Source organism: Denitrobacterium sp., assembly GCF_056180635.1.
On sequence record NZ_JAZZJS010000087.1, the window covers coordinates 1 to 13,575 of the forward strand.

The 13,575-nt window shown below is 58.8% G+C and carries 11 protein-coding genes; 8 read left to right on the forward strand and 3 right to left on the reverse strand.

All coding sequences use genetic code 11. The features are described from left to right. Together AC04P6_RS08390 and AC04P6_RS08395 are read left to right on the forward strand one after the other, a co-directional pair. A partial coding sequence (locus tag AC04P6_RS08390) for a DUF6591 domain-containing protein (protein WP_475566172.1) occupies window positions 1-230 on the forward strand: 230 nt, incomplete at its 5' end. Window positions 231-296: 66 nt separating this feature from the next. After that, window positions 297-1,517, forward strand: a complete 1,221-nt coding sequence (locus AC04P6_RS08395; RefSeq protein ID WP_475566173.1) for a protein kinase domain-containing protein — start codon at window positions 297-299, stop codon at window positions 1,515-1,517. 118 nt (window positions 1,518-1,635) lie between these two features. On the opposite strand, the gene AC04P6_RS08400 is transcribed toward AC04P6_RS08395, so the two are convergent. The 3 genes from AC04P6_RS08400 to AC04P6_RS08410 all read right to left on the reverse strand — a co-directional run bounded on the left by AC04P6_RS08400 (window position 1,636) and on the right by AC04P6_RS08410 (window position 5,326). After that, window positions 1,636-2,469, reverse strand: coding sequence for a phosphatase (locus AC04P6_RS08400; protein WP_475566174.1), 834 nt, complete (start codon window positions 2,467-2,469; stop codon window positions 1,636-1,638). Window positions 2,470-2,616: 147 nt separating this feature from the next. Then, complete coding sequence (gene fdhF, locus AC04P6_RS08405; protein ID WP_475566175.1) at window positions 2,617-4,806, reverse strand: formate dehydrogenase subunit alpha; 2,190 nt, start codon at window positions 4,804-4,806, stop codon at window positions 2,617-2,619. Between the two features lie 16 nt (window positions 4,807-4,822). Next, entirely contained in the window at window positions 4,823-5,326 is a 504-nt protein-coding gene (locus AC04P6_RS08410) for a 4Fe-4S dicluster domain-containing protein (protein ID WP_475566176.1), read from the reverse strand. A gap of 1,228 nt (window positions 5,327-6,554) precedes the next feature. On the opposite strand from AC04P6_RS08410, the gene AC04P6_RS08415 reads away from it, so the two are divergent. The 6 genes from AC04P6_RS08415 (at window position 6,555) to hyfE (ending at window position 13,565) form a co-directional block, all read left to right on the forward strand. After that, complete coding sequence (locus tag AC04P6_RS08415; RefSeq protein WP_475566177.1) at window positions 6,555-7,088, forward strand: 4Fe-4S dicluster domain-containing protein; 534 nt, start codon at window positions 6,555-6,557, stop codon at window positions 7,086-7,088. Window positions 7,089-7,871: 783 nt separating this feature from the next. After that, complete coding sequence (locus AC04P6_RS08420; RefSeq protein WP_475566178.1) at window positions 7,872-8,474, forward strand: 4Fe-4S binding protein; 603 nt, start codon at window positions 7,872-7,874, stop codon at window positions 8,472-8,474. A gap of 5 nt (window positions 8,475-8,479) precedes the next feature. Continuing rightward, entirely contained in the window at window positions 8,480-10,483 is a 2,004-nt protein-coding gene (gene hyfB, locus AC04P6_RS08425; RefSeq protein ID WP_475566179.1) for a hydrogenase 4 subunit B, read from the forward strand. A gap of 13 nt (window positions 10,484-10,496) precedes the next feature. Further along, window positions 10,497-11,435: a respiratory chain complex I subunit 1 family protein gene (locus AC04P6_RS08430; protein WP_475566180.1), complete on the forward strand. Its 939-nt coding sequence runs from the start codon at window positions 10,497-10,499 to the stop codon at window positions 11,433-11,435. Between the two features lie 18 nt (window positions 11,436-11,453). Further along, window positions 11,454-12,893 carry a hydrogenase 4 subunit D gene (locus tag AC04P6_RS08435; RefSeq protein WP_475566181.1) on the forward strand — a complete coding sequence of 480 codons (1,440 nt, stop codon included), beginning with the start codon at window positions 11,454-11,456 and terminating at the stop codon, window positions 12,891-12,893. A gap of 12 nt (window positions 12,894-12,905) precedes the next feature. Continuing rightward, complete coding sequence (hyfE, locus tag AC04P6_RS08440; RefSeq protein WP_475566182.1) at window positions 12,906-13,565, forward strand: hydrogenase 4 membrane subunit; 660 nt, start codon at window positions 12,906-12,908, stop codon at window positions 13,563-13,565. The last annotated feature ends 10 nt before the right edge of the window (window positions 13,566-13,575 follow it).

Genomic DNA, 13,575 nt, shown 5'->3' on the forward strand with positions numbered 1-13,575 from the left:
TGGACGAGTACGAGGCGTTCATTGACGAGTACGTCGACTTCATGAAGGAGTACAAGAGCTCGGGCAATGTCTCGTCGCTGCTGAGCAAGTATTCCAGCATCATGTCGAAGTACAGTTCGTTCATGGAGAAGTACAACGCTATCGATAAGGATTCGCTTTCCACTGCCGATGCGGCGTATTACGCCGAAGTGAGCGCACGCGTTACGCAGAAGCTTGCCGAAGTCATGTAGCGTTTGGCGAATTCCGTTGGGTGAGGGGTCGCGGCATGCGGCCCCTCTTTTGGTACGATGGCCTGTATGAACGAAGACTCTCTACATCAGGATCTAAGCAGCTACCTGCAGGCGCGCGAAGAGCGCGATCGGTATCGCGTCGATGCCGTGCTGAAGGAGTCTCCCTTCGAGATAACGCAGCGCGTATATCGTTGTAACCCCGACGGTTCCGAAGATGGCCCATATGTGCGGAAGATCTTTTCTGGTGAAGCAGATAAGCGCCAGGTGGGCGGCACGTATGGTTTGCTCTGGCGGGAGCAGCAGGCAGGTGGGGAGATGCTTAACCTCCCTCGCTTGTACGGCGTGTATGACGCTATTGATTCCCTTGAAGTGCTTATGGAATACGTGGGTGGCACGTCGTTGCGCTCGCGCATCCTTGCGCATCCCGAGCGACGGATGGCCCTTACGGCAACGGTGTTTCCGCAGGTGTGCGATGCCGTAGCGTCCTTACATGATGCTTTGGCGGGCCCTATCATCCATCGTGACATCACGCCTTCGAATGTCATGTGCGATGGGGCTGATGATGGTCGCGTTCGCGCCGTTCTCATTGATTTCGGCGTTGCGCGCGTTCATAAGCAGGAGGCTACTGCCGACACTGCCCACTTTGGCACGGCTGCGTATGCGGCGCCCGAGCAATATGGCTTTCGGCAGACCGACGTGCGCACCGATGTGTATGGCCTGGGCGCGTTGTTGAGCTTCTGCCTGATGGCGCGCGACCCCGTTCGGTCTGGTGGGGAAGGGGAATGCTGCCTTTCGGGTGCGCCGGAAGCGTTGGCTGCGGTGGCAAGAAAGGCCATGGCGTTCGACCCCGATGACCGCTTTCAGTCGGCGCGAGAGCTCAAGGAGGCGTTTCTCTGCGCGCTTGAGGGCCGCGTTGCGCCTTGCGAGCAACGGCGTGTGGGCGTGCCGCGAGGGCTGGGCTTCGTTTGGAATGCGCTTTTGCTCGCCCTATTCGTATTCTGGGCGATGGTCATGGGCATTGCCTGGACGAATTATCCCCTTGAGCTGGCTGGCTGGCCTGTGGGGATGAAGGCGTTCCTCTTCGTAGTGTTTGCTGCACTGTTCTTCGTCTTTCCTGCGTTCCTCGTCTGGTTTGTCGCAGATAAGCGTAGGCTTCGCAGGAGGTTTCCTCGTATCGATCGTGGGTCCACGCGGAGGAATGTGCCCATCTTGCTGGTGGCGCTGGTAGTGTGCTTGCTGCTGTTTGGCCTGCTCTGGTGGCTGATACGCGCCTTGGGTTTGCAATAGGACGCTGTACGGGCCGTCCATTGTTGGGTGAGCTCAACCGTAGGGGTAAATGTCCGAACGTGAAAGGAGCCTGCAGCCAAGATGGCGGCAGGCTCCATGTTCGAATGCTGCGATGGTTTTACAGCCCGGGAATGGGCTCGCACTCTTCGGCAGGGGCGATGTTGGCTGCACGCAGGGCTGCGAGGAATGCGTCGTTCGAACGCGTGGCGATGAGCTCGCGCGGGAAATGCATCTCTTCCAGCAGTTTGGGAACGTAGCGGAAGTCACCGATTTCAGCCGAGATGTGGCTATCGGTGTTCACGGCAATGGGCGTATTGGTTTCCGCGCAGCGCTCCAGGATCTCCAGGCACATCTCGTGCGATTTCGGCACGTGCGTGAAGCTGTACTCGTTGATCTCGATGAGCTTGTGGTTTTCGCGGGCTGCTTCCAGCACCGTGTCGATGTCGAACTGCACGCCCGAGCGGCCGGAATGGCCCAGGATGAGCACCTTGGGGTGCTGCAGGACGTTTACGTACATCTCGGTGGCTTCGCTGACGATCGCCTCGCGGGCGAACCAGCGATTGTGAATGCTGGCCACGGCGTAGTCGCAGCGGCGGAAGACGTAGTCCTGCATGGTGATGGGCGGCGTGGGCGTGCCATCGATGCTGGTGGTGAACACGTCGTCGGCACCGTAGAGGTCGCCGTGCAGATTAACGATGTCTGCTTCGGCGCCGTGCAGAAGCGTTACCCCATGCCATACGCGGGGCCAGACGCGGTAGTTGTTGTAGTACTGGTAATTGCGGATGTCGCGTTCCAGATACAGCATGTCGCTGAAATGGTCGGTGCTGCCCAGGAGCGTAATGCCGCGTTCCGCGGCCGCGCGAACGTTCTCTTCGATGGTCGAGTACGCGTGACGCGAGAAGATGGTGTGCGTATGCGTGTCGCACGCGAGGCGCAGAGGTTCGGAATCCATGCTCATGGCTGCCTTTCGCTCGGGTATCTTTCCTGTATTGTCGCGCTCGTGGCGACTCGTGCAAGGGGATTGGGAAATGATACGGCGTAAAAGCATGCGGGCGACCCCTTTCGGAGCCGCCCGCACACAGCATGAGGCTATCGAATGCTAGGCGAGGACAGCCTTAGCATCTTTGACTTCTTCGTCCTGGGCAGCAGCTTCCCCAGCAAGGAAGTCCTTCATCTGGTTGTAGAGGGCTGCAACCTTGCGCTCTGCCGCAACCTGGTCGGGCAGTGCGATGACCTGGCAAGCGGAGTGCTTGTCTTCAGGCGTACCGGACAGCGGGTCGACCTGGTGCATGGTGAGCACGTTGCACTTGCCGATCCACCACTGGTAGGTCATGTAGACGGCGCCCTTGTTGATGCGGTCGTCTACGATGGCACGGGTGTACACGGAGCCACGACGCGACTTGACCTGAACGATGTCCTGGTCCTTGATGCCGCGTGCCGCAGCGTCGGCGGGGTGAATGTGGACCTCGCCGGGCTCGTCGGCCAGAGCGGTGAGCGTGCGGCAGTTGCCCGTCATGGAACGGCAGCTGTAGTGGCCAACCTCGCGGACGGTGCACAGGACCAGCGGGTAAACCTCGTCAGCCAGCTCGGTGGGCTTGATGTAGTCGTGGGCCATCAGGATAGCCTTGTGGTCGGCCGTGGTGAACTGGCCGCCCTTGTACAGCGTGGGCGTGCCGGGGCAGTCGAGCGTGGGGATAGGCCACTGGGCATGACCCGTGCCTTCCATCTTCTCGTACGTAGCACCATAGAAGTTCGGGCACAGTTCGCGGATTTCGTCCCAGATTTCCTTGGTGTTGTTGTAGTGCATCGGGTAGCCCATGCGCGTGGACAGGTCGGCAAAGATCTCCCAGTCGTGACGGCACTCGCCCTTGGGCGGTACGGCAGCGGTGAAGCGCTGGAACGTACGGTCGCTGGCCGAGAATACGCCGTCATGCTCGCCCCAGCTGGTGCCGGGCAGGACAACGTCGGCCAGAGCGGTGGTCTGGGTCATGAAGATGTCCTGGCTGATGAACAGGTCGAGCTTGCTGAGCGACTCGATCATGTCGGTGGAATCGGGCTCGGTCTGAACCGGGTCCTCGCCGAAGTTGTAGAACGCGCGAATCTCGCCGCTCTTCGCGCCGTGGGGCACGTCGGTGAGCTTGAAGCCCTCGCGGTCGGACAGGAAGCCCTCGGGAAGGTTCCAGGCCTGCTCGAACTTGGCGCGAGCCTTCGGGTCGGCAATCTTCTGATAGCCGGGGAACAGGCTGGGCCACATGCCCATGTCGCAGCTACCCTGAACGTTGTTCTGACCACGAACGGGGGCAACGCCTGCGGCATCGCGGCCGATCTGGTTGGCGATGACGGAGATGGCGGCAATCGTGTGGACCGTCTTGACGCCCTGGTTCTGCTGCGTAACGCCCATGCCCCAACCGATGATGGAGTTGGCGGATTCGGCGTACATGTGCACGGCGCGACGGAACGTGGCCGGATCGACGCCGGTGATGTCCTGCACGGATTCGGGGGTGTACTTGGAAACGACCTTCCACCACTCGTCGAAGCCGGTGGTGTGGGCTTCTACGAATTCCTTGTCCATGAGGCCGTCGTTCACGATGACGTTAGCGAAGGCGTTCATGAAGGCCAGGTTGCAGCCATTCTTGATGGGCATGTAGATGTCGGCGATGCGAGCGCTTTCCGTGACGCGCGGGTCGGCAACGATGAGCTTGGCGCCACGTGCCTTGGCCTTCACGATGCGGCGGGCAACGATGGGGTGCGAAGCGCTGGGGTTGTAGCCGAACAGGAAGATGCAGTCGGCCTTTTCCATGTTCGGGATGGAAACGCTCATGGCGCCAGAGCCGAGCGTGTCCATGAGGCCGATAACGCTGGGGCCGTGGCAGGTACGTGCGCAGTTGTCGATGTTGTTGGTGCCGATGCAAGCGCGCGTGAACTTCTGCATCACGTAGTTGGCTTCGTTTCCGGGACCACGAGAGGAACCGGTGGTCATGATGGCGTCGGGGCCGTACTCTTCCTTGATGGCCATGAGCTTCTTAGCGGTGAAGTCGAGAGCTTCGTCCCAGCTAACGCGCTCGAGCGGGCCGCCCTTGGTGCGGCGGATCATAGGATGGAGGATGCGCGGCGTGAGAATCTTCGTGTCGTTGATGAAGTCGTAGCCGCACATGCCCTTCAGGCACAGCTCGCCTTCGTTGGTAACGCCGTCGATGCCTTCAGCGTCGACTACGACGCCGTTCTCGACGATCAGATTGAGCTTACAGCCCGCCCCGCAGTAAGGGCAAACTGCCATATGCTTTTCCATAGTGTTCTTCTCTCTGCTAGGCAAGGACAGGATTCAGGGGGACGCTCGAAAGCGAGGCCGCCGCTTCAGCGGCGTCAGCCCATTTGTTCTTGCGGGACGTATCGAAAGACTCGTTGTCCTGAACGTGCAGGGCACCGGTCAGGCAAGCGCCAACGCAAGCGGGTCCTTCGCTGCGATCGTGGCAGAGATCGCATTTAACGATGTAGGGCTTGCCGGCTTCGCCGATGAAGAGCTCGTCGACGCATCCGGTGTAGACGTCCTCGGGGCGGCCGACAATCTGGATGGCGCCATAGGGGCAAGCCATCATGCAGCTGCGGCAGCCGATGCAGCGGTCTTCGCGCATGGCCACGCGGCCATCTTCCTCGTGGTAGAGCGCGTTGACGGGGCATGCCTTGGCGCAGGGGGCGTCCTGGCAATGACGGCATGCGATAGGGGTAGATACTTTAAGGGTTGAAACAACGTTAAGACGCGGAATGGCCACGTCCCCAACGATATCGTGCTTGTCAAAGCACGCGGCCATGCAGGTCCTGCATCCTATACAGAGTCCTGCATCGCCGACGATGAACTTGTTTCCGTCCACCATCGTCTCCTTCTCCTCCTGGATGGATAAACCCTCTCCTGGCCCCAAGACTGGGGTGGCTGCTTGCTGCGGGAATAGTGGGGGGAATGCCTTCAGCGGATCCGTGCAGAATTCGGAAAAGAGATAGTGCCGAAGGTACCGCGCAGTAAGAAATGCCTTATGCCTCGTCTGTTCATAAGGGGTTAGCGCAACTCTATAAATCTCCACATTCGATGTCAATATATTCTCGAGTCAGAATAGAGCAGTTTTAATTCCTATAATCAGCTAGGTGTAGCGCTCACCTGGGGAAATGCAGGCCATCAAGAGGGCGTTTCCGGGGCTCCGAAGGGGTGTGTTAAGCATTTCATCGATAATTGTGTATAACGAAAGTGATACCACAAGAGAGCAAAACGCAAGGTCAACACGTCGCGGGCAATCCAAAAACGCGAAAAAACGTTCAACCCGTTACAGACCCCGGTTTTCGGGGTGTTTTTGAGCATCGTAAAATCGAGCGAAAACGGGCAAAAACGCCGAAAATCGCCTAACTTTCCGCTTCTCACCTGCGACTATATTTATATTGTGAATTGGGTTGCACCTTTTAGAACCACTGTGTGTGCGTATCGTGGAGGGTGTGTGGGGAAGTGTGTGCGCAAGGGTCTTATTTCGCCCAATCCGCACAGTGTCGAAAACAGGCCAATTCGCCGTGTTTTGCCGCTCCGTTGTTCTGTGGGTCAAAAACGCGTTTTTGTTTATCAAAAAAACTATTTCCCCAGGAAAGTCTGAAGAAACGTATTACATCCGTATACGCAATATAACGGAGAGATTACAGCAACGTGTTCAGTGAGTCGCGCTAGTGCGTATCACAATCGTAATATCCAATTATTTCGAGTAGAGCATAAAAAACTGGTAGTTTCCCAGCAGCAATCAAAAGTGTCTTTCAGACTCAACGCATACCAACAGGGGTGATACGAAATGCTCAATTAATAATACGAATAGCCTAATTGACGTGGGCATATCAAAACAGTACGATTCTCCATATCAGATTCATCTAAATCTGGTCTCAACCACTTTCAAAGAGTGAATCGAAGCTACGCAAGCTCTTCATTCTTGTTTGAATCTCTTACATACAACCTAATGAGGTCCCCATATAGGTCGCTCGGGAGAAGCGTGAGGGAAAGGACGGGCTTTTATGGGAAGTAAGTTTGTCGTGTCAGATCCGCGTAAGTGCGTTGGTTGCAAGGCATGCATGACTGCATGTCTTGTTCAGCATTTTCAGCCGGGTGATGTTCCAATTTCGCGTCTGAATGTGATTCAGGCAGACCCTGACACGTCTGCCGCGGTCGTGTGCCGCCACTGCGAAGACGCCCCCTGCGCGGCTGCATGCCCCACGGGCGCTCTGTATCACGACGGCAACCGCGTGGCGGTCGACCTGTCGCTGTGCATCGGCTGCCGTGGTTGCGTAACGGCATGCCCCTTCGGCGCAGTGGATGTTGCGGAAATCTTCCGCCCCGCCAAGCTCAACGATATCGAAGTCGCAACGCGCGTCACGCCTGTGGTCGTGAAGTGCGACCGCTGCGTCACGAGGCCCGACGGCCCCGCATGCGTCGCAGCGTGCACGTCCGGCGCCCTGGCTCTGGTCGATCAGCGCGATATCGACGCGAACGTAAGGGATAAGCGTCTGAATGCCGCCACGGCAGCTCAGACTTTTGCCGAGAAGTTTTAAGTAGGTAAGTGTGCGCGGGCGCCAAAGCATCGGCGCCCGCGTAACACGTAGGGGAGGAGAAAGCACTATGGAGAAGCATTCAGCTACGAGGGAGATGTGCAACCCCAGTGCCTACATGATTCGAAACTGCGCGCGAACCTAATGGGTCCGCGGTTGTCGGCCTGATTGACGCAGTCGTAGCAACGCAAGTTGCCGCACCTTCGGTTAACGGGATTGTGTTAGTTGGCAGCGAGGTGCGAGTTTGCGGGGGTAACGCAGAAATGCTTCCGCGAATCGACTGAGAAGAAGCTGGGTCCAGGCAGCCATGGCGCGGGAAAGCGTCGATGCGTGAAGCGCTTCGCATGGAATCTCTCCGATCATGTGAACGTAACCCACGAATCGGCCGTCCGGTGGAAAGGGGAATTCCACGGAGTCCCAAACCTGGCGAATGGAACCTTCAGGTCGGGCCCGATGCGCGCAAGCTGAAGGGGGACCCGTTCGGCATTTCCGGCGTGTCGCTCAACGGTTTGCAAGCAGACGGCAGCAATAGCCGATGTTGTCCCGCTCTAACTAGCGAGACGAGCCCCCGAGGGAGTCAGGCTGGGGCAAAGCCCAATGCGATGCGCTGGCCTTTATATATGTTCGCGTGCAGTGGACAAGAGGGCGAATCGGTGGCGGTTCTCATTAGGGATAGGAGGAGGAGCGCGCGGGGCCGCAAGAAGAGGCCCCGCGCTTTGGAAGCGTCCGTGGAAGCGATACGCGGGCGCCATGAGGAGTACGAGTTTCACACAAAGGGGTGAATTCATGAATCGCTTTATCGCAATCAATCCGAATCGGTGCATTGCGTGCGGCACGTGCCGCGCGGAGTGTGCCGAGGGCCATCGCAGTGCCGGATTGCTTGACGAGCCGCGTTTGGCGCTCTACGAGAGCCGCGACGTGGTGGCTTCGGTTACGTGCCACCATTGTTCGGGCGCTCCCTGCGCGCGCGTGTGCCCGGTCGATGCAATCAAGATTTGCGATGATGGCTGCGTGCGCGTCGACGAGCATGTTTGCATCGGTTGCAAACTGTGCGCCGTCACGTGCCCGTTCGGAGCCATCCATATGTTCGGTACGCCCATTTCGGGCGTAGCGGGCGTGGAGTACAAGACACCCACGTTCCCCGCTTCCGCCGATCCGATTCTCCAATGGGAAATCGGCGTGTACTCCGCAGCCGTCAAGTGCGACCTGTGCGAGTACGACAACGGCCATCCCCATTGCGTCGACGCTTGCCTCACCAACGCCCTGCGTTTGGTGGAGTGCGGCGAAGACGATTCCGAGCTCGAGGCCAAGCGCGTCGAGGCGGTTAAGGGAAACATGGTCATCGTCGGCAATTTCGACCAGCAAGATCACGATAAAGAAGGGAGGTAGAAGCCATGAATCTACTGATTGCTTCATTGGGCATTTCCACCGTAGGCGCATTTCTCGCGCTCCTGTGCGGGAAGAATGAAGGCGCCGGTAAGGCAGTTGGCTGCACGTTCGGTGCGGTCGCAGCCGTTGTGTCGCTGATTGCGGGCTTGGGAGCTATTACCGGTTCTGTGCAGACCTTCCAGATGGGTACCGTGTTCTTTGCTTTCTCGCTTCGTCTCGACGCTCTGTCGGGCATCATGGTCACGGTTCTTTCCGTGCTCGCCCTCGCGGCGTGGATTTACGGTTTCTCGTATTTCGACGATTACCGCGGCAAGGGCATTTCGTCCATGGCGTTCTTTATGAACCTGTTCGTGGCGTCTATGAACTGCGTATGCACCACCGATAGTGCATTCTGGTTCCTGGTATTTTTCGAGCTCATGTCGCTCACCAGTTACTTCCTGGTTATCACCGAGCAGAACGAGACGTCCATCAAGGGCGGCTTCATGTATTTCGTGATGGCCCACGTTGGCTTCTTCATGATCATGGTCTCGTTCCTTACCATGGCGGCTCTTACGGGCAGCTTCGAATTCGCGGCGTTCCGCACCGCGCAGTTCTCTCCCGTGGTCGCAAGCCTCTGCTTCACGCTGGCTTTCCTGGGCTTCGGTTTCAAGGCAGGCATGATTCCGTTTCACTCTTGGCTTCCGATGGCCCATCCCGCCGCACCTTCCAACGTGAGTGCTCTCATGTCGGGCGGCATGATCAAGATCGGCATCTTCGGTATCGTCAAGGTCGGTTTCGACCTGCTTGGCGCCTGCCAGGTTGAACTTTGGTGGGGCATCATGGTGCTGCTTTTCGGCGCCGTGTCCAGTGTGCTCGGCGTTGCATACGCATTGGGCGAGCATGATATCAAGCGCCTGCTTGCATATCACTCGGTCGAGAACATCGGCATCATCCTGCTGGGTGTTGGCATTGCTCTGATCGGTGCCGCAACCGGCTCTACCGCGCTCACGGTCATTGGTCTTCTGGCTGGTCTGTTCCACCTTATCAACCACGCCATGTTCAAGGGCCTCCTGTTCCTGGGTGCTGGCTCGGTGCTGTTCTCCACGGGAACGCGCAACATGGAAGTGTTGGGTGGCCTGCGCAAGGTTATGCCCACCACCGCCGTGTGCTTCCTCATCGGCTCGCTCGCGATTTCCGCTATCCCGCCGCTGAACGGTTTCGTTTCCGAATGGTTCACCTACCAGGGTCTGTTCACCGCCGCCATGGACGGCGATTCCGTGGTGAAGGTCGTTTGCGCCTTCGGTGCGGTTATGCTCGCCATCACCGGTGCCCTGGCTGTTACCTGCTTCGTTAAGGCTTACGGCGTTACCTTCCTGGGTGCGGCTCGCAGCGATGTCGCCGCCAACGCCAAGGAGGTTCCCGCCCCGATGCGCCTCGCCATGGTGCTTCTGGCCATCATCTGCGTCGCCCTGGGCGTTTGCGCTCCCTGGGTCGTGCCGTCGCTCACGCAGGCTGCCGCCTCCATCGCCGATACCGCCATTGCCGGTACGTCGAGTGGCGCCACGCTGGTGAACCCCATCATCGACAGTGTCGTCTCCACGCCGCTCGTCGCCGTGCTGCTCGTTGGCGCCATCGTCGTCATCTGGGCTGTCATTCGCGCGAAGAGCACGGGTGGCACCTCGAACGAGCCCGATCCCTGGGCTTGCGGTTACAACCCCACGCCCGATATGCCCCTGATCGCCAACAGCGTTGGCGCCCAGGTGAAGCACTTCTGGGCTCCGTTCTATCGCATGCGCGATAGCCTGTCCGCTCAGAGCCCCGCATGCGCTCGCATGTTCCAGGGTCTTTCCAAGTGGGCGTATCGCGTGCAGAACTGGGGCGACTTCATGCTGGTCGATCCCACCGCTACTTTTGTCGGTTGGCTTGCGCGTCAGTCGAGCAAGCTGGAAGGTGGCGACTTCCGCGTCTACATCTGCTATGTCGTAGTCGCGCTCGTCGCATTCCTGATCCTCGGCGTTGTATTCATGTAAGGGGGTGCTTCACATGCTAGAACCGATTCAAATTGTTATCGCTCTCGTGCAGGGCATCCTCCTGGTACTTCTCGCTCCGCTCGTATCGGGCATCGCGCGCAAGTTCCGCGCCAAGATGCATACGCGTCGCGGACCGAGCATTCTGCAGGACTACTACGATATTGCGAAGCTGCTGAAACGTCAGGATGTGCACAGCAATCATTCGAGCAACATCTCGCGTATCATGCCTCCGCTGTACATCGGCACGATGTTCGTGCTGGCTATGGGGCTCCCCATGGCTACGCGCATCAGCCCGATTCCGGCGCTGGCCGACGCGATCCTGATCGTCTACCTGCTGGCTCTGCCTCGCTTCTTCTTTGGCCTGTCCGGCCTCGATTCCGGAAGCTCCTATGCTGGCACCGGTAGTGTTCGCGAACTGCTCATCGGCACGCTGGTCGAGCCCTCTCTGATGCTCGCCCTGTTCGTGGCCGCTCTGGCTTGCGGCACCACCAACATCGCCGAAATGGGCGTTGCCGTTGGCGCTGGCGCCGTTGCCAATCCCATCGCGTTCGTCATCGCGGGCGTCGCCTTCGCGGTCGACTGCTACATCGAGATGGGCAAGCTTCCCTACGACTTGGCCGAAGCCGAGCAGGAACTGCAGGAAGGCCCTCTGGCCGAAATGAGCGGTCCTGCGCTCGCCATGATGCACATCGCCATGCCCATGAAGCAGGCAATCATGGCAACGCTGTTCATCGCCATCTTCCTGCCCTTTGGCAGCGCGGTTGACTTCAGCTTCGCGGGCGTTGCCCTGGGCACCGTCGTGTACGTGCTCAAGATGCTGGTCATCCTGCTTATCACCATGGTTCTCGAAAACGTGGTAAGCCGCGTTCGCTGGAACATCACCGGTCGTCAGACGTGGTTCGTGGTCGCAGTTACCGTCTGCGCATTCGCGTTCTGCGTGCTGGGAATTTAACGAAAGGGGGAATGAGACATGACATTGTTCGCAAGTGCATCCATTCTCGTGCCTTTCGTGTGCGCGTTCCTCACGATCATCTCGCCGAGGCGCGTTGATAAGGGTATCTGCATTACGGGTGCTGCGTTGGCCTCGCTTGCCACCGTGCTGGTCGGCGCTCAGTTTGTTGGCGGTGGCATGGAGCCGGTGACGGTCACCTGGCTCTCGTTCGGCACGGTTCCCGTCATGGGCTTCGTGTTCGACAAGGTAAGCTGCTTGCTTGCACCCACGTTCGTCATCATTGGTCTGCTGGTAGTCATTTACTCTACGGCGTACATGGCTCCCACGAACCGCGAGCATCCCGATGAGCCTCGTAGGCGTTTCTACGCGTTCCTCATCATCTTCATCGCCGCTATGGCGGGCCTGGTATACAGCTCCACCATCATCGGCCAGCTGGTGTTCTTCGAAATCACCGGTGCTTGCTCTTGGGCGCTCATCGGCTACTACGACACCGACATCGCTCGCGCGTCGGCCATGAAGGCTCTCATCGTCACGCACATCGCGTCGCTGGGCCTGTATCTCGCAACGGCTGTCCTGTTCGTACAGACTGGCACGTTCGAACTGTCCGCCATCGGCACTCTTGCCGAAGGCCCCAAGACGTTCGTCATGCTGGCCATCCTGTTCGCGGCATGGGGCAAGTCGGCGCAGATTCCGTTCTACATGTGGCTGCCTTCCGCTATGAACGCTCCCACGCCCGTTTCCGCTTACCTGCACGGCGCCTCCATGGTTAAGGTTGGCGTGTGCATCTTCGCCCGCGCTCTCGTGTGCGCCGGCGCGGTATCCGAGGTCGTTGGCTGGGTCGTCGTTATCGGCGGCATCGTCACCTGCATCTTCGCCTTCCTCATGTACCTGCCTCAGGATGACATGAAGCGCCTCCTGGCGTTCTCCACGATCAGTCAGCTCAGCTACATCTTCCTGGGCTTCGGCTTCTACATCTTCGGCAGTGGCATGGCGTTCGATGGCGCGGTTATGCACATCTTCAACCATGCTTGGGCGAAGACCCTGTTCTTCCTGCTCGCTGGTGCATTCAGCTGCACCATGGGCACGCGTATGCTCCCGCAGCTGCGCGGCGTTCTGAAGAAGCGCCCCATCCTGGGCATCGGCTTCGGCGTTGCCGCTCTGGCCATCGCTGGCTGCCCCCCGATGAACGCCTTCTTCAGCAAGTTCTACATCTTCAGCGGCGGCTTCCTTACCGCTGCTAACAATGGCCCGCTGCTGTTCATCGTGGTCATTGCCCTCATCGAAACGGTTGTCTGCTTCATGTGGTTCCTGAAGTGGATGGGTTCGGTCATGTTTGGCGAGCCCAGCGAGGTCGTCGAGAACTCGGCGCCCGTGCCTGCCGCCATGAAGGGCGTGTTTATCGTTCTCATCATCATGACGTTCTGCTCCGGCTTCTTCGCCGCGGCATGGATTGGTTAGGAGGTGCCCTTAATGGAAACAGGATTTTTGATCGTCAACCTGCTAGGCTGCGTCCTGGTCATCACCTCCACGCTCGTGGTGCTCGCCCGTAAGCTGCGCGTTGCTGCATATATGTATGCGCTGCAGTCGTTCGTGATCGTGGCTATGTTCGCCACGCTTGGCGCCACCACCGGTTCTACCGAGCTCTACATGTGGTCCGTGTCGGCGTTCGTCACGAAAGTACTGCTTGTTCCGGGCATTATGCTCTACACGATTAAGAAGCTGGGCGACGACGCCGATGTCGAGCTTCCCTCGAAGCTTTCCCCGGTTGGATGCGTTCTGCTGGTAATCGGCGAAGTTGTCGTGTGCTACCTGGCCGTTATGGGCATTCAGCTGCCCACCGCGGCAGCCGTGCACCCCGCGCTCGCCATCTCGCTGGCGCACTTCGCCATCGGCCTCACCTGCATCGTGTCGCAGCGCAACATCGTCAAGCAGGTCTTCGGTTACTGCCTGATGGAGAACGGCTCCCACGTAACGCTGGCTCTGCTGGCCCCCAACGCTCCTGGTCTGGTGGAAACGGGTATCGCCACCGACGCCGTGTTCGCGGTAATCATCATGGTGTTCATCGCCGTCAAGATTCATCGCGTCAACAAAACGCTCGATGCCCACGACCTTATGAACTTGAGGGGGTAGGTGATAACAC